Consider the following 22,670-nt stretch of genomic DNA (forward strand, 5'->3'; position numbering starts at 1 on the left):
GCGGATAAACCGCTATCGCGAGCAGGCTCGCTCCCACAGGAGTCCGAGTGGGTACGAGCCTGCGCATGGCTACTTGCGAGCCTCCAGGATCAGGTTGAAAGGCGTCTCCGCTGCCCGCCGGAAGTGTCTGAAACCCGCCTCGGCAAAGATTTCCCGCAACCTCGCCTCCCCAGCCTGCGCCCCCAGGCCCAGCCCCACTTCCTGGGACAGCGAGTTCGGCGTACAGATGAACGTGGAGGCGGCATAGAACAGTCGGCCGACGGGGGTCATGTTCTCGTCCAACGTGTCTTTGGCATAGGGCTCGACAAGCAGCACCGTACCGTCTGCCTTCAGCGACTGATAGGCGTGCCGTGCTGCACCGACCGGGTCCCCCATGTCGTGCAGGCAATCGAAATAGCAGACCAGGTCGTAATCATCTCCCGGGAAGCTCTTCGCGGTACTTTGGACAAAGCTGACGCGGTCGTCGACGCCCCCCTCTTCGGCACGCTGCGTCGCCATGGCAATGGAGGGCGCGTGATAATCGAACCCCATAAAGCGCGAGGCCGTAAAGGCCTTCGCCATGACGATTGTCGACGCGCCATGCCCGCAGCCGATGTCTGCCACCTTGGCACCGGCGGTGAGCTTGTCGACGACCCCCTCCAGCGCCGGCAACCATTGCGACACCAGGTAGGATTTGTACCCGGGCCGGAAAAACCGTTCGGTACCGTGGAACATGCAGGGATGGTGGTCACCCCAGGCCAGCCCTCCATCGCCGCGCATGGCCGCCACCAGTTTGTCCTTGTCGTGGAACATGGAGGCGACCACCATGACGCCGCCCGCCACGTACACCGGTGAATCCTCGATGGCCAGCGCCAACGCCTGTTCTTCAGGCAAGACGAACTGGCCCTCGTGGTGCTCCATGTACCCGGATGCGGCGTGGGCGCTGAGCCATTCCTGGACCAGTCGCGGATTGCAGCCCGTCTTGGACGCGAGTTCCCGAGACGTGACCGGCCGGCTATCCGCCATGGCTTTATACAACCCGAGCTCATCGCCAAGGATCACATTGGCGAGCATCGCCGAGGCGCCCATGTCGGACACCAGCTTGCCCATGAACTCGTTGAGTTTTGCCTCGTCCATTACGTACCCTCCTGTGAGAAGGCCACCGTCGACACGGGCATGCAGGACCTGAAAACTGTAGCGGTGGTCGGATGGATTGACACGCGGCTGCGCGCTGCCGCATCACCGAGTGGGGAAACACCTGGCAAACGTGGGAGCACGCGCCTGGCTCCCGCGCAAGATCTGCGCGGGTGCTCTCAGTCTAATCCTGGAGCAGTGCTCATGGTTCCTGGCGCGACACCCGGTGCGATCGTTCTTCGCGAGCAGGCTCGCTCCCACAGGGTCCGGTGTCGCTCCACAAATGCCGGGCATATCGCCGATCCCATGTGGGAGCCTAGCTTGCTCGCGAAAGCGCCGGGTCAGCTTGCATCAATGTTGGCTCGGCCACCGCCATCGCGGGCAAGCCCGGCTCCCACAGGTACGGCGTCGTGCACAGATGCTGCGTCCAACGCAGCCCCATGTGGGAGCGAGCTTGCTCGCGAAAGCGCCGGGTCAGCCTGCATCAATGTTGGCTCGGCCACCGCCATCGCGGGCAAGCCCGGCTCCCACAGGTACGGCGTCGTGCAGATGCTGAGTTCAACGCAGCCCCATGTGGGAGCGAGCCTGCTCGCGAAAGCGCCGGGTCAGCTTGCATCAATGTTGGCTGGGCCGCCGCCATCGCGAGCAGGCTCGCTCCCACAGGGTCCGGGGTCGCTCCACAAATGCCGGGCATATCGCCGATCCCATGTGGGAGCCTAGCTTGCTCGCGAAAGCGCCGGGTCAGCTTGCATCAATGTTGGCTCGGCCACCGCCATCGCGGGCAAGCCCGGCTCCCACAGGTACGGCGTCGTGCAGATGCTGCGTTCAACGCAGCCCCATGTGGGAGCGAGCCTGCTCGCGAAAGCGCTGGGTCAGACTGCATCAATGTTGACTGGGCCGCCGCCATCGCGAGCAGGCTCGCTCCCACAGGGTACGGTGTCGCTCCACAAATGCCGGGCATATCGCCGATCCCATGTGGGAGCCGAGCTTGCTCGCGAAAGCGCCGGGTCAGCTTGCATCAATGTTGGCTCGGCCACCGCCATCGCGGGCAAGCCCGGCTCCCACAGGTACGGCGTCGTGCAGATGCTGCGTTCAACGCAGCCCCATGTGGGAGCGAGCCTGCTCGCGAAAGCGCTGGGTCAGACTGCATCAATGTTGACTGGGCCGCCGCCATCGCGGGCAAGCCCGGCTCCCACAGGTACGGCGTTGTGCACAGATGCTTAGTTCAACGCAGCCCAATGCTCGCGCAACACGCCTCCCTCCTGCTCACCAGCAAGCATTCACCGCTGGCATCCGACCCCGCCACGGCTGGGCTCGCTCCAGTTGCGCAGCCAGGGCCAGCAACGTGGCTTCCTCACCAAAGCGTCCGGCAAAATGCGCGCCCATGGGCAAGCCCCTGGCACTCCAGGACAACGGCACCGACATCGCCGGTTGGCCGCTGGCATTGAACAACGCGGTGAAGGGCGAGTAGCTGTGGTAGCGCTCGATCAATTGATCAAGGCTCAGGCATACATCCTGGATGTCCAGCTCGCCAATCGGTGCCGGCTCACGGGTCAGGACCGGCGTGAGGATCAGGTCGTAATCCTGCATGAACAGCGCCAGTTGCCGGCCCAGGCCGTGTATCCACTCCACAGCGGCCGCGTACTGGGCGCCGCTCACATTCCCCTTGTCCCGCAGGATGATCCGGGTGCGCACTTCCAGTTCTTCGGCCTGGACCGCGAGGCCGCGCATCTGGCCCAGCAGATCGACGTAGTGGCGGGTACTTGCACCGATGATGGTGAACACCTGGTCGAGAAATTCCGGCAATACCACCGGCAGGCTCACCGGCTCGACACGATGCCCCAGGGATTCGCACAGCCGTGCCGCCTCGCCCACCGCCCGCAAACTTTCAGGCGATGTCGGCCAGGGACCGAGCTGTTCGACCAGGGCAATGCGCAACGGTTTCGGATCGCGCTGCAGCGCCGTCACGTAAGGCAGCGCCTGCACTGGTGCGGCATAGGGCGCGCCGAGATCCGTCCCGGCGGTCGCATCCAGCAACGCAGCGCTGTCACGCACTGACATCGTGATCGCATGGGGCGTGCCCATCCCCGCCCAGCCCTCCCCCACGATCGGCCCCGACGGCAGCAGGCCACGGCTGGGCTTGAGGCCGAACACGCCGCAGCAGGACGCCGGCACCCGCAACGAACCGCCGCCATCGTTGCCATGGGCGAACGGCACCACCCGGGCCGCCACCAACGCCGCCGCGCCGCCGCTGGAGCCACCGGCGCTGTAATCGGTATTCCAGGGGTTGCGAGTAGCGCCGAAACGCGTGGACTCGGTGGAGTACGACGTACCGAACTCCGGCGATGTGCTGGTGCCCATCAACTGGCACCCTGCCCGCCGCAGACGCGTCACCACTTCCGCCTCGAAATCCGCACGAGCGGCACCCAGGGAGCGAGAGCCATTGGTCATCGCCGCACCGTTGACCGGCGAAAACAGGTCTTTGATTAACGTCGGCACGCCGGCCAACGGGCCCTGCCCCATTTCAGGCGTTTGCGCCGCCTCCCGCGCCGAGTCGTACAGCCGCTCGGCCACTGCATTGAGTTGCGGCTCGACCCGCTCCAGGCGTTCGATAGCCGCCTCGAGCAGTTCGCCAGGCCGGACCTCGCCGCGCCGGACCCACTCGGCCAACCCCATGGCGTCTTCGCGATCCATCAACTGGTGGATGTCTTGCATACTCATGCTTCGGATTCCTTATTCATGACGATTGGCGTGAGCCGGGCGTGTTGAATCGACAGGGCTCGCCTGGTCGCGGCCGCGAGCGCGCAGGCCGGCAATCACCCAGAGCAGTGCCGCGACAAGGCCGGCGAAGGCCATCCATTGAATGGCGTGACGCAGGTCTCCGGCGAAGGCAATCACAGAGGCCACTACCAGCGGACTGACGAACTGCCCGATATAAAGGAACGAGGTGAACCCGCCCAACCCCCGGCCACGGGTGCTGGCAGTCAGGGCGTTCATCACCGGCGCCATCACATTCGGCACCAGCAACCCGGAACCCAGCCCCTGGATGAAGACCGCCACCAGCACCGCGTTGTAGCTCTGCCCACGCATCAGCAACCATAGGCCCAGGCTGATGAGGCTCAGCAGCAAGGCGTTGCAGCCGGCGACACCCAAGCGGCGGCGCAACAGCGGCCACATCAATGAGCCCACCAGGGTTGCCAGCAGGCTCAGGCCCGCGGCCAGGCCGATCATCGTGCTCGACGTGATGCCCAGGCTGACCAGCAGCATCGGCGCCTGGACCGGCACGACGAACGTCAGGACCATGCCGCCCAGAATCATCAGGTAGCCGACTACCAACTGCCGCACCGCGACCTTGGTCGGGCCCGTCTCATCGAGCGGCTGTTGCACCACCTGGCGCCTCGCCAGCGGGGGTTCCCACAGCATCTTCACCATCGCCGGCACCAGCAGCAATGGCAGCAGATAGAGCAGGAACGGTGAACGCCACGAGTGTTCCCCGAGCGCCCCGCCCACGACGAAGAACAGCGCGCCTACCAGGCCGATCGTCACCACCTGCCGGTTGACGTAGCGCAAGCGCTCCTCGCCGTGCCAATAGTCGGCGATCAGGGTGGCGCAGCAAGTCATGACGGCCGCTTCGGTGCAGCCGAACAGCAGCCTTGTGCCAACAATCGCGGGCAGGCTGTCGAGCAGCGCTGGCAAGGCGCCGAGCAAGGCATACAGCAAAGTGGCAATCACCAGCAGCGCTTTGCGCCCGATGCGGTCGGCCAGCCAACCGGCCAGTGGCGCGCACAGGGCAATCGCCAAGGCCGGCCCCGTGACCGCCAGCGGCACGAGCAGATCGGCGCGCGATTCGACGGGGCCGAATTCGGCACCCAGCCGGGGCAGGATCGGCGCAACCATGACCGAGCCCATGATGGTCAGGCTACTGCCCAGCATCAGCACCAGGCCCTCACGCCGACCAGCCTGGCGCGAGGGGGTCGCGGCCGTTGAAACGGAACTTGATTGGTTCATGGCGAGCCCCTTCAGAAACTTTGAGAGATACGCAACGCCGCGGTATAGCCCTCGGCACGGTTACGCGCGTCGAACTCCTTGTAGACGTGCAGCCAGACCGGCGGAATACCGGGTTTGAAGTAGCTCACCGCCGGCCCCACGGCCATCACCCGGGCGCGGTTGCCGCTCTCCAGTCCCGGTGCATCGTCGTCGGTGAACTGGCGGTAGTAGTAGCCGCCCACCCCCACCGTCCAGGGCCCGGCGTGCTGGCCCACGGCAAACTCGTGGCGATACTCGACGCCGCTCTTGTAGTCGGTGGCGTTGTTGCGGGTGTTCACGTCGACTTCAAAGCTTGAAGACACTTCAAAGCCGCTGTCGGACAGGTAGGTGGCGTTGACGATCGGCGAGAACGTCCAGTGGTTGAGCCCCGGTGAAATCAGGCGATTCTTGTCGTAGTCGCCGGTGGGTGCCTGAATCTGGAACTGAGTGTTGACGAACAGGTTCGGCGACAGGGTCCACTGCAGGATCAGCGGCAGGAACTGGACGTCCGCCAGGCGAAACGGATCGGCCTGGAGATCCAGCGGGCCGACGGGTGTCTGCACCTGTACCGAGGCGTCCATCTTGAAGAATGGCACCACGGTGCCGAAGCCATATTTGGCGCCCAGCACGGTGTAATCGGTCATGCGCATGTAGGCGACGCCGATGGACAGCACATCCAGGGAGAAATTGTTGTCCGCCGAGTTACCGTGGCGGTCTTTCTGCACGTTGGCCGAGTAGAACGCCGTGCGCAGGCCGACGGTCCCGAAGGGCGTGGCCGGCGGCATCATGCCCGCACCGAAGTCATAGACCCCGACCGCCGTGGTCGGCGCGCCGTTTTCGGTGCCATGGGCGCCGGCGCAGAGGCCGAGCATCCCCAGGGTCAACCAGGTAAAGCGCAAGACGTTTGTTTTCTTATTGTGATTCATCGAATGCCCCTTCCGACCATATGGTGGTGGGGTCATCCTAGGGAGCAGGCTTCATCGGCCGTTATCCGTTTTCAGCACAGATGCGTGCGACGCAGGGTTTGCGAAGGTGTTTCGCCGAACAGGACCCGATAGTCGCTGGAAAACCGGCTCAAATGCCAGAAACCCCAGCGTGCCGCCACTTCCTGCACGCCCTGGACCTGTTCGCCGCTGCGCAGCTCCCGGCGTACGGCATTGAGGCGCAGCGCCCGCAAATAGGCCACGGGGTTGATACCCAGGGTTTCCTGGAAGCAATACTGCAATTTGCGCCGACTGGCCCCGATGTGGTTGCACAGGTCAAGGATCGACAGCGGCTCGTCGACATGGCTCAACGCGTACTCCCGGGCCCGGTCCACCATGCGTTTGCGTGCCGTGGGGCTGAGGGGCGGCGCCTCGTCCGGCGCCACCAGTTCCAGCATATGCAGCATCACCGTATCCCGCAGGCCACGGCGGATCGACTCGTAGCCCAACAGCGAGTCCCGTCCCTGGTCGCTTTCCAACTCCGCGAACAGCGCCGCCAGCTCAGCCGGCAGCGTCGAGTCGCCGAGGCGGTAACACTTGGGAAGATCGGTAATTCGAAAACGACTGCCCTGGCGTTCCAGCACGTGCGCCAGCGCCTGCTCGTCGATGGCGACGCCCAGTACATCCAGATGCCGGGGCGTGCGCAATTCAGGCAAGTTTTGCCCTCGGGCCACCAGCAGGCTGGGCTCGAGGATCGGATGCCCGGAGCAAAACACCGGGCCGTCCGCCACCAACGGCATGCTGAAAGTGATGGCCCCTTCCCAGGCCATGCCACGCTTGGTCATGGCCTGATTAGAGCGGTCGCGCACCAATTGCATCCAGTCGGAACGGAATTCAATCAACTCGCCTTCGAAACGTCCAGGAGTCAATTGGTCGTAGCAGACCTGCCAACCGCCCATGTTCCGGGCATGCTCGTCGATGTCTACGGTACGGAACCGATTGACCGGCGATGCGATGGTATTGTTATTCATTGACCCGACCTTCATCGATTCCTGGGCTTGTTGGGCAAAGATTACGCAAGTTCCATTCCGTCTCCCGGGCATACCGTGCAATTGTGCCGAAAATGGATAATCGACCCGGCATGGCTTGCCTTGCGGTGTATAAAGCACAATGAAATCGACTTCTTGAACATCCGTGCCACCATGAACGAAATGCCCCATGACATCGACCTCGCCACCCAATCGATTACCCAGCCACGCACGCTGGTCTTTCTGGCCTACCCGCAAATGGGCCTTCTGGACCTGACCGGGGCCCAGACGGTGTTCTGGGCGGCGACCAAGGCCATGGCCGAACGCGGCCTGCCCGGCTACGCCATGAATACTGCCAGCCTCGCGGGTGGGTTGATGCGAACCGCCGAAGGCCTGGTCGTGGAGACCAGCAGCCTGCGCCAGTTCGACGATGTCCTGATCGACACGCTGATCGTCCCCGGCGCGCCCGACATCCGCCAGGCGATGATCGATTGCGTCGAACTGGTCGACTGGCTGCGCCGTGCCTCGGTCAGGGCCCGACGCACCGCATCGGTGTGCAGCGGCACGTTCCTGATGGCCCAGGCCGGCTTGCTGGACGGACGCCGCGCCGCAACGCACTGGGCCATGTGCGACATGCTGAAAAGCGGGTTCCCGGCGGTAGCAGTGGACATGGATGCGATTTTCATCCAGCAGGACCACGTGTGGACCTCGGCGGGAGTCAGCGCCGGCATCGACATGGCCCTGGCACTGGTGGAAGCCGACTGCGGTCGCCATGTCGCCCTGCAGGTGGCCCGGGAGCTGGTGGTGTTTCTCAAGCGCCCCGGTGGCCAGGCGCAGTTCAGTCAGCTGTTGCAACTGCAAACCCAGGACAGCGCCGGCTTTGACGAACTGCACCTATGGATTGCCGAGCACCTGGACGACGACCTGACCATCGAACGGCTGGCCCGCCAGGCGCGGATGAGCCCGCGCAATTTTGCCCGGGTCTACAAGCGCCAGACCGGACGAACCCCGGCCAAGGCCATCGAGTTGTTTCGCCTGGAAGCCGCACGAAGGTTGCTGGAAGACTCCCAACGCAATATCGACCAGATCGCCCTCTCCTGCGGTTTTGGTGACGAAGAGCGGATGCGCCATACCTTCCAGCGCCACCTTTCGATTTCACCCCGGGATTACCGCAAGCGCTTTTCCCGCTGACCGGGCTGGGGCTCCCAACGATTACCTAACGAGCATGACTTCGTCCATGAACGACTTCTCCTACACACAATACATACGTTTCTGGACCCCAGACTCGGGCATCGGCCCGCGCGAACAGGCGCCGATGCTTCCCCAGGAGCAGGCCTGGGCCCATGATTATGCGGCCCATCATCGCTTCAACTGGATCGCGGTGCTGATGCCGCCGCTGTGCTTCGGCCCCCTGTTGCCCCCCATCGCATTCCTCCTGGGGCTGTTGCTCTATCGAACATTGTTTGCCCCTGGCCTGGACCTGGACTCCATCATCGGTGAATCATTGGCATGGCTGGCGGTCGCGGTAGTGCTTTTCACCACGGCCTGGGCGCTGCGCAATTTCCTGCGGGACAAGCACGACCCGACCAAACGCTACTGGCAGTCCATGCCGGACCAGGGTGTGGTCGAGCTTGAGCGCCATACCCTGGTCTCGGGTTTCTGCCTGTGGTCCAGCGACTTTGACCCCGACTGCAACACCCTCATGCTCTGGGTCAACGATAAAATCGTGCACATGCAAGACAGCGGTGTATCGCAGTGGATCCTGGCCAGGACCGAGGCGGGACACTGGCTGGTGCTCAAGGAGCAATTCCCGGGCAACTTCACCTACGCTCGGATTGGGCAGGCGCCTGCGCCGGCCAAGCAGCTTCAACCGCGGGCGCAACTGGCGATTGCCTTCGCCCCCGGTACCCAGTTGCCGCTGGGCCGGCGTTTCGACGGCGCACCGATTCCGTTGATCGACACGTCTTACTGGTTGTCTGGCGATGAACTCAAGCGCCTTGCCGAGGCCGCCCATCACTGGACCTTTTTTCCACCGGACCGCTACGCGGTGATCAATGAGCAGGATGCCGAATGGGTGCAGCGCTTGGTGGCGCAAGCGCAAGCCCGTGTCGACCCGGCGGGATACGCCTTTAGCCTGCCTTGCAGCGCTCAAGCAACCTTCCTGGAATCCTGATGCCCGGCGTGCTCGGCTACGAACGCGCTACAACGGGAGCGCAGCCAGCACTCGCCCGGGTCGTTGTGCGAAGCACCGCCCCAGACCATCGACAGCGCGTGCTCGGGCAAGCGAATCGGCGCCGGCTCGGCCCTCAAGCCTGCGACCGTCGCCATTGCCTGGGCGACATAGTCCGGCACGATGGCAACCATGTCGCTGTGAGCCAATAGCACGGGCAAGGCGCTGAACTGTGGCACGGTCAGCACCACCCGGCGTTGGCGCCCGATCAGGCTCAAGGCGCGATCGGAGTCATCGATGACATTGCCCATGGACGACACCACCGCGTGGGGTCGCTGGCAGAACTCATCCAGGGACAATTCGCCCGGCTGCGAATCGGCCCGCAACAGCATCGGCCGAATCCGACGCAAGTCCTTGCGCCGGGCATTGGCCGGCAACTCTAGGGTGTGGCTGATGCCGAGGGTGATTTCCCCGCTGATCAGCAACTGGGACATCTGCCATTGATCAGCCCGGCGCACCACCAATGTCGTGCCAGGTGCCTCGACCCGCAGGCGGCGCAACAGACCCGGCAGCAACGCATACTCAACGTCATCGGACATTCCGACATGAAAGGTCGCCTCACTGGTGCCCGGATCGAACGCCTGGCAGCGACTCAGGGCAGCGGCAATGCCGTCCAGTGCCGGGCTCAGGTTGGAGAATATCTCCTGGGCCCGTGACGTCGGCTCCATCAACCGACCTGAACGGATGAACAAGGGGTCATCGAACATCAGTCGCAAGCGTGCCAATGCACTGCTGATCGTCGGTTGACCGAGAAAGAGCTTTTCGCCGACACGACTGACATTTCGCTCGTGCATCAGGGTTTCGAAGACAACCAGCAGATTGATGTCAGCACGACGCAGGTCATTTCTGTTCATCATAGTAGCCGTCCCAGGCGCCAGGCCATTGAGTCAGGAGTTGACAGGATCATCGCCGGCCCTTTCATCGAGACGCACCGGCGACGGTATGCCTGGCAGGTTATGCCGGTGGCCGCGCGCTTGTCTGTTGTACCTGGGGACAACCCATTCAACCTTTAGGCAAGCTCACTGATACTTCGGTATGCAGCGCTTCAGGGCCGTGGCGCAATTTCAGGGTTTTATGTCCTTCCTGGTGGATAAGCGGCACTTTTAAGATGCAGCGATTTCCATGACCGTAGGATCCGAGCGCAGCCCCAAGGCACTTCGTGCTGGTTCGCACCGCCCCTGCTCACTTGCCAATGATTCGTTTCGGAAAGCCGATGACGCCCCCCCACACCACCCGCCAGACCATCAACGACGAGCCGCTCGTCTATATCGTCGACGACGATCAACCGCTGCGCGAAGCCCTCGGTGGCCTGTTGCGCTCTATTGGCCTGCAGGTCTCATTGTTCGGTTCGGTGACGGAGTTCATGCAACACCCGCGCCCCGACCAGCCCAGTTGCCTGGTGCTCGACGTGCGGTTGCGAGGCACCAGCGGCCTGGAGTTCCAGCAGCAACTGGCAACGGCCAATATCAACCTGCCGATTGTGTTCATGACCGGCTACGGCGATATCGCCATGACGGTCAAGGCCATGAAAGCCGGCGCGGTGGATTTCCTGAGCAAACCCTTCCGGGAGCAGGACTTGATCGATGCAGTGTCCGCAGCCCTCCAGCGGGATCGATTGCGCCGCGAGTCCGACCTTAGCCGTCGGGAGCTCCAGGACTGTTACGCGACCCTGACGGTCCGGGAACAGCAGGTGATGGCCTTGGCCGTGTCGGGATTGATGAACAAACAGATCGCCGGGGAAATCGGCCTGAGCGAAATCACGGTCAAGATCCACCGGGGCCAGGCCATGCGCAAAATGCGTGCGCGCTCATTCGCCGATCTGGTGCGCATGGCCCAGGCGCTGGACATGCAACGCGCCGGTTGAAGGTTCATACCCAGGTATAGCTTGGCGGGGTGACAGGACAGGGTATCTTGCAGGGAAGACGGGGCCTTAATGGCGACCTGACATCACCTTCGGTACCTAAATGTCCAATACCGCAATTATTTCAGTGGTCGATGACGATGAGTCCGTTCGAATCGCCTTGGAGGGTCTGTTGCGCTCCAGCGGCTATACCGTTCGAACGTATGCCAATGCGCTGGATTTCCTGACCTACAGCGGCCCCGAACAGACCGCCTGCCTGATCTTGGATATCACGATGCCCGGCATGAGCGGCATCCAGATGTACAACGAACTGGCCGACCAAGGCATTCACATCCCGGTCATCTTCATCACCGGCCATCTCGCCCCGATGCCCCGGGTCAAGGCCGGCGCAGTGGAGCCGGTGGCATTCTTTCCCAAGCCGTTTCACTGCGCTGAATTGATCGCCAGCATCGACTCGGTGCTCAATCGGCCGGTTGGCTGAAACAATCAAACATTCCCTGTGGGGTTCACGAAAGCAGCGTCCAGCCACCAATCCCTGTGGGAGCGAGCCTGCTCGCGATGGCGGTGGGTCAGCTTGCATCCATGTTGAATGTGCCGCCGTCATCGCGGGCAAGCCCGGCTCCCACAGGTTCCGCGGGGTTCACAAAAACAGCGTCCAACCGCCAATCCCTGTGGGAGCGGGCTTGCTCGCGAAGGCGGTGGGTCAGCTTGCATCCATGTTGAATGTACCGCCGTCATCGCGGGCAAGCCCGGCTCCCACAGGTTCCGCGGGGTTCACGAAAGCAGCGTCCAGCCACCAATCCCTGTGGGAGCGGGCTTGCTCGCGAAGGCGGTGGGTCAGCTTGCATCCATGTTGAATGTGCCGCCGTCATCGCGGGCAAGCCCGGCTCCCACAGGTTCCGCGGGGTTCACAAAAACAGCGTCCAGCCACCAATCCCTGTGGGAGCGGGCTTGCTCGCGAAGACGGTGGGTCAGCTTGCATCCATGTTGGATGCACCGCCGTCATCGCAGGCAAGCCCGGCTCCCACAGGTTCCGCGTGGTTCACAAAAACAGCGTCCAGCCACCAACCCTTGTGGGAGCGAGCCTGCTCGCGATGGCGGTGGGTCAGCTTGCATCCATGTTGAATGTGCCGCCGTCATCGCGGGCAAGCCCGGCTCCCACAGGTTCCGCGGGGTTCACAAAAACAGCGTCCAACCACCAACCCTTGTGGGAGCGAGCCTGCTCGCGATGGCGGTGGGTCAGCTTGCATCCATGTTGAACGTACCGCCGTCATCGCGGGCAAGCCCGGCTCCCACAGGTTCCGCGGGGTTCACGAAAGCAGCGTTCAGCCACCAACCCTTGTGGGAGCGGGCTTGCTCGCGAAGGCGGTGGGTCAGCTTGCATCCATGTTGAATGTGCCGCCGTCATCGCGGGCAAGCCCGGCTCCCACAGGTTCCGTGGGGTTCACGAAAGCAGCGTCCGACCACCAACCCTTGTGGGAGCGAGCCTGCTCGCGATAGCGGTGGGTCAGCTTGCATCCATGTTGAATGTGCCGCCGTCATCGCGAGCAGGCTCGCTCCCACAAGGGATGCGGTGCATCCGTCGCTCTAACACCTTCGTATAGATCCTTCATACGCAGACATGCCCCCGCTGACCTTATGTAGAAGTGTCGGATGCCGGGCCGGCGAATACCATTTCCTACAGCGAACCGAAGCTGAATGCAGAAAGCCACGCACGTTCGGGTACTTCGCGACACGGTCACGCTGAAACAGCTGAACAATTCAACGTATCGATTTTGTCTTCGGGAGCACATCATGAAACAGCATATTCTGGTAATTGGCGCAGGTTTCGGTGGGGTTTGGAGCGCTTTGAGCGCGGCCCGCCTGTTGGACCAGCATGATCGCAACGATGTGCAGATTACCGTCCTGGCGCCCCAGGCGGAGCTGCGCATCCGGCCACGATTCTACGAGCCGGACGTCCATACGATGAAGGCCCCGCTGGACGGACTGTTCAACGCGGTCGGGGTGAATTTCGTGCAGGGCTCGGCGCAGAGCGTCGATGCCGGTCTCAAGCAAGTGGGCTATCGCGACGCCTCCGGCGCCCAAGGCACGCTGAACTATGACCGTCTGGTGCTCGCCGCCGGCAGTCAGTTGATGCGTGCTGACTTCAAGGGTGTGATCGAGCATGCCTTCGACGTCGATGAAATCGAGCAGGCAACCCGCCTCGAAGCCCACATCAAGTCCCTCGCCAACCTGCCGGACAGCCCAGCCCGCAACACCGTGGTGGTGGCCGGTGGCGGCTTTACCGGGATCGAAACCGCCACCGAAATGCCCGCTCGCCTGCGCGCCGCCCTGGGCGAGCAGGCCAACATCCGGGTCATCGTCGTCGACCGAGCCCCAGAGATCGGCGCCTCCCTGGGCGAAGGCATCCGCCCTTCCCTGATCGAAGCGTCCGCTCACCTGGGCATCGAATGGATCCTCAACGCCTCGGTCGAATCGGTGGATGCCGACGGCGTCACCCTGTCGAACGGCCAGCGCATCGAATCCAGCACCGTGGTCTGGACCGTCGGTTTCCGTGCCAGTCCGTTGACCGAACACGTACCCGGCACCCGTGATCGCCAGGGGCGCTTGCACGTCGACGGCAACCTGAAAGTATTGGGCCAGGACCACATCTTCGCCGCCGGTGACGTGGCTTATGCCGCCACCGACACCGTGGGCAACTATGCGGCAATGTCCTGCCAGCACGCCATCGCCCTGGGGCGCTACGCCGGCAACAACGTTGCCGCCGACCTGCTGGGCGTGGCACCGATGCCCTACAGCCAGCCCAAATACGTGACCTGCCTGGACCTGGGCGCCTGGGGCGCGGTGTACACCGAAGGTTGGGATCGCCAGCTCAAACTGGTGGGCCAGGAGGCCAAGACCCTCAAGACCCAGATCAACTCGATATGGATCTACCCACCCGCCGCCGACCGCGCGGCAGCACTGGCAGCGGCCGACCCATCGATTCCGGTGGCATGATTTCACTTTCCAACCCCGGCCAGGTCCCTCCTTTCTGAGCCGGTTTTTCCCAGACACCCGCCATTGATGGTTAGGCGGGTGTTTTTTCGTGTCTGCCCAGCCTGAATATCGCCACTGCCCAGGAAAATCCGCATCAATCCACGTCCCCTGCCCGAGCATCACAAGGTAAGGTAGGCAAAAAACCATCCGGATCGAGGTGTGCCGTGGCGTCCTATTCCTTGCGTCAGCTGAAGTACTTCGTCACAACGGTTGAATGTGGCAGCGTGGCTGAAGCCTCTCGCAAGCTGTACATCGCCCAACCGTCGATAGCCACGGCCGTCAAAGGCCTGGAGGACAGTTTTGGCGTGCAGTTGCTTATTCGTCATCACGCCCAGGGAGTGTCGTTGACACCTGGCGGCGCTCGCTTCTATCGCAAGGCCCAGGAACTGCTGCGCATGGCCCGTGAGTTCGAGCAGAATGCGCTGGCCGACAACGATGTGATCAGCGGCCAGATCGACATCGGGTGCTTCGAAACCGTCGCCCCGCTCTATCTGCCTCGACTGATCGCGGGATTTCGCGAGCGCTTCCCGGGCGTCGAGATACGCCTGCAGGACGGCGAGCAGCAGGAACTCATGCAGGGGTTGACCGGCGGTCGTTTCGACCTGGCGATTTTCTATGAGCACGATCTGGACAGCACCATCGAAACCGAGGCCCTGATGGCGCCACAGCGGCCCTACGCACTGTTGCCGGCCGGGCATCGCTTTGCCAACCAGGCGCAAGTATCGCTTCGCGACCTGGCCCTGGAGCCGATGATCCTGCTAGACGTACAACCCAGCCGAACCTATTTCGTCAGCATTTTCGAAGAGCTGGGCCTGACGCCCAATATCGTCTTCAGCTCGCCGTCCATTGAAATGGTGCGGGGCATGGTCGGCCAGGCGTTCGGCTTCTCGGTACTGGTCACCCGGCCGCACTCCACCTGCACCTATGACGGGCAACAGGTGGTGTGCGTCAACATCACCGAAGATGTGACCGGCTCGGCACTGGTAGCCGGCTGGCTCAAACGGGCGCACCTCACCAAGCCGGCGCAGTTGTTCGTCGATTATTGCAAGGAGCAGTTCCAGCAATGGCTGCAATGAACAGTGTGGCGAGGCCGCTAGCGCGCAGCCCAGGCATTGAAACGCTGCTCAAGCTCCTCGCCGTGATCAACCCAGAATTCGGCATCCACCGCCCGCGCTTCAGCCAGATTGGCCTCGGCGGTGGGCAGTTGCTGTTGCACCGCTACAGGCAAGAGGCTCAACGTCTTGCGATGTACAGGCCCATAAGGGATGTTTTCGGAGAACACTTTCTGGGCCTGCGGCTGGCTGGCGAAAGCGATGAACTGTTCCGCCAGGGCCTTGTTCGGCGTCCCCTTGACCACCGCCCAATACTCCGGGTCATACAAACTTTGCGGCCAGACAATCTCCAGCGTCATGCCTTCCTTCTGCGCCGAGGCGATCCGGCCATTGTAGGCAGCGCTCATCACCACATCGCCCGCCACCAGCCACTGGGCTGGTTGGGCGCCGGCCTCCCACCACTGGATGTCCGGCTTGATCTGGTCCAGTTTGGCGAACGCCCTGGACACACCTTCGGGGGTGCCCAACACCTTATACAGTTCCTGCGCCTTGACCCCGTCCGCCAGCAATGCGATTTCCAGGGTGTATTTGGCCCCCTTGCGCAAACCGCGCTTGCCCGGATAGTCGGTGACGTTCCAGAAGTCCGCCCATGATCCAGGGGCCTTGGCGAGCTTGCTCCGGTCATAGGCCAGGACCATCGACCAGACATAGGTCGCCACGCCGCACTCGGTGAGCGTACCGGGAACGAAGTTCGCCGGATCCCCCAGATGCGTCAGGTCGAGCCTCTCGAACAGCCCCTCTTCACAACCACGCAGCAATTCGGGGCTTTCCACTTCGACCACGTCCCAGCTGGTGTGACCCGCTGCGACCATGGCCTTGATCTTCGACAACTCGCCGTTGTATTCACCGGCCACGACGCTTCCCGCACCGCTGGCATTGAAGGGTTGGAAGTAGGCCGTGTCCTGGGCCTGTTTGGTGGCACCGCCAAAGGAGATCACGGTGAGACTCGGCGGCGCGGCGACGATACTGGCACTCGACAACGCCACCATACACGCAACAGTGCAACGCAAGGATCTGGACATCGATCGATTCCTCTCATGACCTGTACGACGCCAGGTCGTTTGGAGCCGGCTCGCCCGCACGAGCCGGCGACGGGACTCAAAGGCGACCGTAAGCGCGGGCGGTGCGGTCTACAGCAATACGGGTCTTGTCGACCAGCTCGTTGATGTCGGCGTGGCTGGCCACCAGCGCCGGGGCCATGATCATCCGGCCAAGGGTGGAACGGATGATCACGCCTTCCTCGAAACCGAAGGTGCGGCATTGCCAGGCCATCTCGTTCTCGTTGGCAAAGCGCTTGCGGAGGTCCTTGTCTTCGGCCAGTTGCAGGGCCGCGACCATGCCCACCCCCTGGATCTCGCCAACCAGCGGATGGCCATCGAAGATCTCCCGCAGGCAGCGTTGCAGATACGGTCCGGTGTCGTCCTTGACCCGGGTAACGATGCCCTCGTCGCGCAGGGCCTTGAGGTTGGCGATTGCCACCGCGGCGGCCACCGGATGTCCGGAGTAAGTCAGGCCATGGGCGAACACTCCGCCCTGCTCCACCAGCACCTCGGCCATGCGCCGGGACAGGACCAGTCCTCCCATGGGGATGTAGCCGCTGGTCAAGCCCTTGGCGATGGACAAGGTGTCCGGCTCGAAGCCGAAATGTTCATGGGCGAACCATTCACCGGTACGACCGAAGCCACCAATCACTTCATCGGCGCACAACAGCACGTCGTACTGGCGACAAATGCGCTGGATCTCCGGCCAGTAGCTGTCGGGCGGGAAGATCATCCCGCCCGCGCCCTGGAAAGGCTCGGCAACGAACGCGGCGACATTGTCGGCACCCAGCTCGAGGATTTTTTCCTCCAGCTGGCGAGCGGCCCGCAGGCCGAATTCGGCCGGACTCAAGTCGCCTTCGTGGGCGAACCAGTACGGTTCATCGATGTGCGCCACATCGGGGATCACGCCGCCCATCTCGTGCATGAATTTCATGCCGCCCAAGGCCGAGGCCCCCAGGGTCGAACCGTGGTAGCCGTTCCAGCGGCCAATCAGGGTTTTCTTCTGCGGCTTGCCGAGAATCTGCCAGTAGCGCCGCACCGTGCGAATCAGGACCTCGTTGGCCTCGGAGCCGGAGTTGGTATAGATGGCGTGGCTGTAGTGCTCCGGCAGCAGGCTGAACAGCAGTTCGGACAACTCCACCACCGATGGGTGGGTGGTGTGGAAGAACATGTTGTAGTACGGCAATTGCTCCAACTGGCGGCTCGCCGCGGCGGCCAGGTCCTGGCGACCGTAACCCAGGTTGGTGCACCACAGCCCGGACATGCCGTCCAGGTAACGCTTGCCGTCGTTATCCCACAACGCCAGGCCCTCACCGCGAACGATTACCCGGGGCCCTTCGGCATTGAGGGCTTTCTGGTCGAGGAACGCATGGATATGGTGTGCCGCGTCCAGCGCCTGGTATTCACGGGTGCTGCGGGTTGCGTTGAATGACGCGTTCATTGGAAGTCTCCTTGCTGATTGATCTTTTCGTTACCGGTGTCTCGGCCTGCCGCCAGCGGCTCGGGCTTGAACAGCGGCTTGCCCATGACGCACTTGATCCACACCACCGCGATCAGCGAAACAATGCCCAGCACCGCACCCGCGCTGGCGAAGATCGGCAAGGTCATTTCCGGGCTCGGGGATACATGCCAGATGGCAAACAGCATGCCGGCGATGCCGAACAGCTGGGGCAGCGGATAGCACGGCGTGCGAAACGGGCGATGCACGTGGGGATAGCGTCGACGCAGGGCAATCACGTTAATGTGGGTGATGATGTAGGCCAGCAACCAGGCCAGGGCGGCAGCCAGCAGCAGAAGATTGATGGCGTCCGGGTGGTCGTGCATCAACAGCAGCGGCACACCGGTGACGGCCGCCACGAACAGCACAGCAACCCAGGGTGCGCCGCTGCGCTTGCCGGTGCGTTTGAATACGCCGAAGGCCTGGCCGTTCTGCGCCATGCCCAGCAACATGCGCGGGATGGCCGCCAGCGAACTGTTGAGGGTGCTGCACGTGGCGGTGATGGCCGCACTGACCAGCAAGATCTGGCCCGCTTCGCCGAACACGGTGGTAGCGAACAGGTAATGCGGTAAGCCGTTACTGGCCAGTTCGGCCTGCGGCACAGTGAGCAAGGCCCCCAGGCAGTACAGGCAGATGATGACGAAAATCACCGTCAAGCCGATCATCATCGAGGCCGGGATGTTGCGTTCCGGGTGCCGGGTTTCTTCCACCAGGGGGCAGACGAACTCAGCCCCGACGAAGCCCCACACGGCCATTGCCGTGAGTGCAACGACCCCGAGCCCCATGGGGTTCCAGCCGGACGTCGTCACCAGGGTCGAGACACTGCCGGCCCCGTCGCTTGTCAGCGCCCCCAAGCCCATCACCAGCAACATCACCGTCATGACCAGCGCCAGCACCGTTTGCAGGCGCGAGAAAATGTCGATGTTGAACAGGTTGAGCACCGTGAACAGACACAACACCCCAAGCGCCACGCTCAACGGCGGCATCGAGTGCGGGTAGACCTTGTCGATGATGAACTCCATCAGCAGCAGCTCCGCCGACAAGGCGAACATTGCCACCACCACATAACCGGAGAACGTCGCCAGGATCGCCGGAAACTGACCGATGGCGACCTCGGTGTAGCTGCTCAGGCTGCCGGCGCGAGGGATCATCATCGCCAGTTCGGAAAACGAACAGGCGTAACTCAAGGCCAGCAGCCAGGCCAGGGCCAGCGGTATGACAAAGCCCATGCCGGCGATACCGGCGCCTTGCAACATCAGCACCATGACGCCTTGGGACACCACCAGGCCCACGGCCACCGCCAGCAGGGCACTCAGGCCCAGGCGTCGGCGAGGCCTGGCCAGGGATGGGTCAACGGATTGCAACGGCACGCTTGAAGAACTGTCCATCGGTTGCTCCTTTTTCTTTTTCTTGGGGAGAACAAATCGATTGCGGTTGAAAACCGGATTGCACTCAGTGACGGAGCTGAATCCAGGTCGTCTTGAGTTGCGTGTACTTGTCGAACGAATGCAGGGAAAGGTCGCGGCCGAAGCCCGATTGCTTGCCACCGCCAAACGGCACCGTGACGTCCAGCGCATCCACGGTGTTGACCGAAACCGTGCCCGCCTCCAGGCGTCGCGCCACGCGGTGCGCACGGTTCAAGTCGTCCGTCCACAGCGATGCCGCCAGTCCGTAGATATGCTCGTTGGCCATGGCGATGGCCTGCTCTTCATCCTCGAATGCACTCACCGCCAGGACCGGCCCGAACACCTCCTCGCGGGCCAACTGCATGTCTGGCTTCACACCGGTAAAGATCGTCGGCTCGATAAAGTTTCCGGAACCATCGAAGCTCAGTTGACGGCCACCGCAGACCAGCCGGGCACCCTCGGCCTGTGCCTGCCCGATGTACTGCATGATTCGCGCGGTCTGGCGTTCGTCGACGATGGCCCCGGAGCGACTCGCCGGGTCCAGGGGATTACCCGGTTGCCACTGGCGTGCCTGGGCGACCAGCCGCTCGACGAACTCATCGTGAATCGAGCGCTGCACCAGCAGCCGCGAGTTGGCCGAGCACACTTCGCCCTGGTTGAAGAAAATCCCGAATGCAGCTTTTTGCGCCGCCAGGTCCAGGTCCTGGCAGTCGGCAAATACCAGGTTCGGGCTCTTGCCGCCGCACTCCAGCCAGACCTGCTTGAGGTTGGACTGCGCGGAGTACTGCATGAAGTATTTGCCGACTTCCGTAGAGCCGGTAAACACCAGTGAGTCGACGTCCGGATGCAGGCCCAGCGCCCTCCCGGCCTGCTCGCCGAGGCCCGGCACGACGTTCAGCACGCCGGGCGGCAAGCCGGCTTCCAGGGCCAGTTCGGCCAGGCGCAAGGCCGAGAACGGTGACTGTTCGGCGGGTTTGAGCACCACGCTGTTGCCGGCGGCCAGTGCCGGGGCGACTTTCCAGGCCGCCATGTCCAGTGGGAAATTCCACGGCACCACCGCCGCGATGACACCCAGCGGCACACGGGTAATGGTGGCCAGGACATTTGCCGCCGACGGCGCGACCTGATCGTAAAGCTTGTCGAGACTCTCGCCGTACCAGGCAAAGACATGGGCGGCACCGGGCACGTCGATGGTCCAGGCATCCATCACCGGCTTGCCCATGCTCAGGCTGTCGAGCAAGGCCAGTTCCTCGCGGTGCGCCAGCATCAGTTGCGACAGACGCAACAGCACGGTCTTGCGTTCACCCGGCGCCATGCGCGCCCAAGGGCCTCGTTCGAAAGCCCGCCTCGCGGCTTTCACCGCGAGATCGACCTCCCGCTCGCCGCACGCCACCACATTCGCCAACCGTGTCCCATTGGCCGGATTGATGACCTCAAACCGTGCGCCATCGACCGCTTCTGTCGGCACGCCGTCGATCAAGGCGCGATCTCTCAGGCGCAGCTCTGCCGCCCGGCTCTTCCAGTCATTGAAGTCGTTCATCGCAGGTTCCTTTGTCAGCGGTCGTCGGACTCGCTGAGATCATTGGCCAGGCGATCCATCAAGCGATCGCAGGCCGCCATTTGTTCAACGCTTACGTATTCGTCGGGCTTGTGCCCCTGTTCCATGCTGCCGGGGCCGCAGATCACCGTCGCAATACCTGCCTGATGAAACAGCCCGCCTTCGGTACCGAAGGCCACGGTGCCGAACGCATCGTTGCCGCACAGTCGGGCGAGCAGGCGCGCCGCGGCACTGTCCGGCGAGGTCGCCAGACCGGGGTAAGCAGACAGATGCTCAAAATGGATCGCGGTGTCGGCTTGCACCGCCCGCATCGTCGGCAGCAATTGTTCGGCATAGGCCCGCAGTTGCTCGACGACGGCCTGGGGAGCAAAGTCCGGCAAGGCACGCACTTCGAAATCGAAACGGCAATCGGCCGGGACAATGTTCAACGCCGTGCCGCCCTGGATAACCCCGACCTGCACCGTCGAGTACGGCGGATCGAAACGTGCGTCATGCCGTGACGGTTCGGCCAGCCCGGCGCCGATCTGGCTCAACCGGCCGATCAGGCGCGCCGCCTGCTCGATGGCGTTCACCCCGGAAGGCGCGTAGGCCGAGTGGCAAGCCGCGCCCTTGACGTGGCAACGCATCGCCAGCTTTCCCTTATGTCCCAGCACAGGTTGAAGCCCGGTGGGCTCGCCAATCAGGCACAGCGCCGGTTGCTCAATGCGTTGCGGCAGTACCTCCAGCAAGCCGCGCACGCCCAGGCATCCGACTTCTTCGTCATAGGAAAACGCCAGGTGTACCGGTCGCCGCAGCGGGCTGGACAGGAACATCGGCACCGCCGCCAGTACCGAGGCGAGAAAGCCCTTCATGTCCGCCGTGCCACGCCCGAAAAGCTTGCCATCTGCCTCGCTCAGGCAAAACGGTTCGACCGTCCAGGCCTGCCCGTCCACCGGCACCACATCGGTGTGCCCGGACAGCACCACGCCACCGGGCACCGACGGGCCGATACTCGCCAGCAGGTTGGCCTTGGTCCGCTCCGGGTTGTAGACCAGTTCGCAGGCCACCCCCAGGCCGTGCAAGTAGTCGCGCACGAACCCGATCAACGCCAGGTTCGAGTCGCGGCTTACCGTGGCAAAACCCACCAGCCTGGCGAGCAATGCGCGGCTGCGCAAATCACTCATCACCCGGCACTCCGTAGCGAGGGGCCAGGGTCGGATTCAGGGCGCGGGTCAGGTAGTCCTGCAATTGTGGCTGGTAGGCGACCCAGAGCTTTTCCAGTTCGCCGATGGGATTCTGCTCGACCCAGTCCACCCGTAGATCGACAATTGGCCACGTCAAGTCATCCACCACCGAAAGCGCGGCGGAGTGCACCGCCCCGGCCTCTCCACCCGCCTCCTGGCCGGCTCGCAAAGCGTTCATCAGACGGGCCGCGAGACAGCCTTCACTGCCTTCGAAAGCAGCAACCATGGCGTCGATCACGCCCTCGCCGGCCAGTAGATTTCCAGCCGCCACACACTGCTCACCGGCCAGCGAATTGTGAATACCCAAAGCATGGCTGCCGCTGTAGATCGCGGTATTTCCATGGGCATCGACGACCGCCACCTGGCGGTACTCGCTATAGCCATTGCGAGCCAGGGCGCGATCCACCGCCTCGCGCGCCTCCAGGCCGTCGGCCAGTTCATCGAGGATCAGCGGTCCCAGGGCCGGCAGCGTAATGTTCTGGCTCGACACCGCGCCGATACCGGCCCGCAACCAGGGACAACGGGCACCGACGGCAATGCTGGAGGAACTGATGGCGACGCCTAACTGACCGGTTTCGGCGCAACGCCCAACGATAGAAAAAGTCATGTTCCGCTC

18 protein-coding genes are annotated in these 22,670 nt (G+C 63.2%); 6 read left to right on the forward strand and 12 right to left on the reverse strand.

The features are described 5' to 3' along the window. Window positions 1–69 precede the first annotated feature (69 nt). From LOY35_RS15280 to LOY35_RS15300, 5 genes are all read right to left on the reverse strand, one after another. Window positions 70–1,116, reverse strand: coding sequence for a class I SAM-dependent methyltransferase (locus tag LOY35_RS15280; RefSeq protein WP_258624410.1), 1,047 nt, complete (start codon window positions 1,114–1,116; stop codon window positions 70–72). A gap of 1,263 nt (window positions 1,117–2,379) precedes the next feature. After that, complete coding sequence (locus tag LOY35_RS15285; protein ID WP_258624413.1) at window positions 2,380–3,834, reverse strand: amidase; 1,455 nt, start codon at window positions 3,832–3,834, stop codon at window positions 2,380–2,382. Between the two features lie 12 nt (window positions 3,835–3,846). Next, window positions 3,847–5,121 carry an MFS transporter gene (locus LOY35_RS15290; protein ID WP_258624414.1) on the reverse strand — a complete coding sequence of 425 codons (1,275 nt, stop codon included), beginning with the start codon at window positions 5,119–5,121 and terminating at the stop codon, window positions 3,847–3,849. An 11-nt stretch (window positions 5,122–5,132) separates the two neighbouring features. Next, entirely contained in the window at window positions 5,133–6,065 is a 933-nt protein-coding gene (locus LOY35_RS15295) for a transporter (protein ID WP_258624419.1), read from the reverse strand. A gap of 71 nt (window positions 6,066–6,136) precedes the next feature. Continuing rightward, window positions 6,137–7,093 (reverse strand): helix-turn-helix domain-containing protein, encoded by a 957-nt coding sequence (locus tag LOY35_RS15300; protein ID WP_258624423.1) that lies wholly within the window; start codon window positions 7,091–7,093, stop codon window positions 6,137–6,139. 171 nt (window positions 7,094–7,264) lie between these two features. On the opposite strand from LOY35_RS15300, the gene LOY35_RS15305 reads away from it, so the two are divergent. Both LOY35_RS15305 and LOY35_RS15310 read left to right on the forward strand, forming a co-directional pair. Then, the gene (locus LOY35_RS15305; protein ID WP_258633644.1) at window positions 7,265–8,281 is read left to right on the forward strand and encodes a GlxA family transcriptional regulator; all 1,017 of its coding nucleotides are present in this window, start codon (window positions 7,265–7,267) and stop codon (window positions 8,279–8,281) included. A 46-nt stretch (window positions 8,282–8,327) separates the two neighbouring features. Then, window positions 8,328–9,263: a hypothetical protein gene (locus LOY35_RS15310; RefSeq protein WP_258624427.1), complete on the forward strand. Its 936-nt coding sequence runs from the start codon at window positions 8,328–8,330 to the stop codon at window positions 9,261–9,263. On the opposite strand, the gene LOY35_RS15315 is transcribed toward LOY35_RS15310, so the two are convergent. Continuing rightward, entirely contained in the window at window positions 9,239–10,177 is a 939-nt protein-coding gene (locus LOY35_RS15315) for a LysR family transcriptional regulator (RefSeq protein WP_309475885.1), read from the reverse strand. The genes LOY35_RS15310 and LOY35_RS15315 overlap by 25 nt on opposite strands. Before the next feature lie 356 nt (window positions 10,178–10,533). Here LOY35_RS15315 and LOY35_RS15320 point away from each other — a divergent pair, with 356 nt between their 5' ends. The 4 genes from LOY35_RS15320 (at window position 10,534) to LOY35_RS15335 (ending at window position 15,293) form a co-directional block, all read left to right on the forward strand. Further along, window positions 10,534–11,184, forward strand: a complete 651-nt coding sequence (locus tag LOY35_RS15320) for a response regulator transcription factor (RefSeq protein WP_258624429.1) — start codon at window positions 10,534–10,536, stop codon at window positions 11,182–11,184. Between the two features lie 100 nt (window positions 11,185–11,284). After that, entirely contained in the window at window positions 11,285–11,662 is a 378-nt protein-coding gene (locus LOY35_RS15325; protein ID WP_258624432.1) for a response regulator transcription factor, read from the forward strand. 1,313 nt (window positions 11,663–12,975) lie between these two features. Further along, complete coding sequence (locus LOY35_RS15330) at window positions 12,976–14,178, forward strand: NAD(P)/FAD-dependent oxidoreductase (RefSeq protein ID WP_258624434.1); 1,203 nt, start codon at window positions 12,976–12,978, stop codon at window positions 14,176–14,178. Between the two features lie 203 nt (window positions 14,179–14,381). Then, window positions 14,382–15,293, forward strand: coding sequence for a LysR family transcriptional regulator (locus LOY35_RS15335; RefSeq protein WP_258624437.1), 912 nt, complete (start codon window positions 14,382–14,384; stop codon window positions 15,291–15,293). Window positions 15,294–15,310: 17 nt separating this feature from the next. On the opposite strand, the gene LOY35_RS15340 is transcribed toward LOY35_RS15335, so the two are convergent. The 6 genes from LOY35_RS15340 to LOY35_RS15365 form a co-directional block, all read right to left on the reverse strand. Beyond that, window positions 15,311–16,318: an ABC transporter substrate-binding protein gene (locus LOY35_RS15340; protein WP_258633649.1), complete on the reverse strand. Its 1,008-nt coding sequence runs from the start codon at window positions 16,316–16,318 to the stop codon at window positions 15,311–15,313. A 109-nt stretch (window positions 16,319–16,427) separates the two neighbouring features. Continuing rightward, window positions 16,428–17,810 (reverse strand): aspartate aminotransferase family protein, encoded by a 1,383-nt coding sequence (locus tag LOY35_RS15345; RefSeq protein WP_258624440.1) that lies wholly within the window; start codon window positions 17,808–17,810, stop codon window positions 16,428–16,430. Beyond that, window positions 17,807–19,255, reverse strand: a complete 1,449-nt coding sequence (locus tag LOY35_RS15350) for an APC family permease (RefSeq protein ID WP_258624441.1) — start codon at window positions 19,253–19,255, stop codon at window positions 17,807–17,809. Before LOY35_RS15350 ends, LOY35_RS15345 begins: the two co-directional genes overlap by 4 nt. Window positions 19,256–19,319: 64 nt before the next feature. Further along, entirely contained in the window at window positions 19,320–20,813 is a 1,494-nt protein-coding gene (locus LOY35_RS15355; protein ID WP_258624442.1) for an aldehyde dehydrogenase, read from the reverse strand. A gap of 14 nt (window positions 20,814–20,827) precedes the next feature. Further along, a complete protein-coding gene (gene argE / locus LOY35_RS15360; protein ID WP_258624445.1) occupies window positions 20,828–21,994 on the reverse strand; it encodes an acetylornithine deacetylase in 1,167 nt (388 codons plus the stop codon). Further along, the gene (locus LOY35_RS15365; protein WP_258624455.1) at window positions 21,987–22,661 is read right to left on the reverse strand and encodes a DUF1028 domain-containing protein; all 675 of its coding nucleotides are present in this window, start codon (window positions 22,659–22,661) and stop codon (window positions 21,987–21,989) included. The genes argE and LOY35_RS15365 overlap by 8 nt, the downstream gene beginning before the upstream one ends. Window positions 22,662–22,670: the final 9 nt, after the last annotated feature.

This window comes from Pseudomonas sp. B21-028, assembly GCF_024749045.1.
GTDB lineage: Bacteria > Pseudomonadota > Gammaproteobacteria > Pseudomonadales > Pseudomonadaceae > Aquipseudomonas.

Excerpts from the sequence above, each read along its gene's own strand:
- LOY35_RS15280 (WP_258624410.1), bottom strand. The coding sequence starts at position 1,116 with ATGGACGAGGCAAAACTCAACGAGTTCATGGGCAAGCTGGTGTCCGAC.
- LOY35_RS15285 (WP_258624413.1), bottom strand. The coding sequence starts at position 3,834 with ATGAGTATGCAAGACATCCACCAGTTGATGGATCGCGAAGACGCCATG.
- LOY35_RS15290 (WP_258624414.1), bottom strand. The coding sequence starts at position 5,121 with ATGAACCAATCAAGTTCCGTTTCAACGGCCGCGACCCCCTCGCGCCAG.
- LOY35_RS15295 (WP_258624419.1), bottom strand. The coding sequence starts at position 6,065 with ATGAATCACAATAAGAAAACAAACGTCTTGCGCTTTACCTGGTTGACC.
- LOY35_RS15300 (WP_258624423.1), bottom strand. The coding sequence starts at position 7,093 with ATGAATAACAATACCATCGCATCGCCGGTCAATCGGTTCCGTACCGTA.
- LOY35_RS15305 (WP_258633644.1), top strand. The coding sequence starts at position 7,265 with ATGAACGAAATGCCCCATGACATCGACCTCGCCACCCAATCGATTACC.
- LOY35_RS15310 (WP_258624427.1), top strand. The coding sequence starts at position 8,328 with ATGAACGACTTCTCCTACACACAATACATACGTTTCTGGACCCCAGAC.
- LOY35_RS15315 (WP_309475885.1), bottom strand. The coding sequence starts at position 10,177 with ATGATGAACAGAAATGACCTGCGTCGTGCTGACATCAATCTGCTGGTT.
- LOY35_RS15320 (WP_258624429.1), top strand. The coding sequence starts at position 10,534 with ATGACGCCCCCCCACACCACCCGCCAGACCATCAACGACGAGCCGCTC.
- LOY35_RS15325 (WP_258624432.1), top strand. The coding sequence starts at position 11,285 with ATGTCCAATACCGCAATTATTTCAGTGGTCGATGACGATGAGTCCGTT.
- LOY35_RS15330 (WP_258624434.1), top strand. The coding sequence starts at position 12,976 with ATGAAACAGCATATTCTGGTAATTGGCGCAGGTTTCGGTGGGGTTTGG.
- LOY35_RS15340 (WP_258633649.1), bottom strand. The coding sequence starts at position 16,318 with ATGGTGGCGTTGTCGAGTGCCAGTATCGTCGCCGCGCCGCCGAGTCTC.
- LOY35_RS15345 (WP_258624440.1), bottom strand. The coding sequence starts at position 17,810 with ATGAACGCGTCATTCAACGCAACCCGCAGCACCCGTGAATACCAGGCG.
- LOY35_RS15350 (WP_258624441.1), bottom strand. The coding sequence starts at position 19,255 with ATGGACAGTTCTTCAAGCGTGCCGTTGCAATCCGTTGACCCATCCCTG.
- LOY35_RS15355 (WP_258624442.1), bottom strand. The coding sequence starts at position 20,813 with ATGAACGACTTCAATGACTGGAAGAGCCGGGCGGCAGAGCTGCGCCTG.
- argE (WP_258624445.1), bottom strand. The coding sequence starts at position 21,994 with ATGAGTGATTTGCGCAGCCGCGCATTGCTCGCCAGGCTGGTGGGTTTT.
- LOY35_RS15365 (WP_258624455.1), bottom strand. The coding sequence starts at position 22,661 with ATGACTTTTTCTATCGTTGGGCGTTGCGCCGAAACCGGTCAGTTAGGC.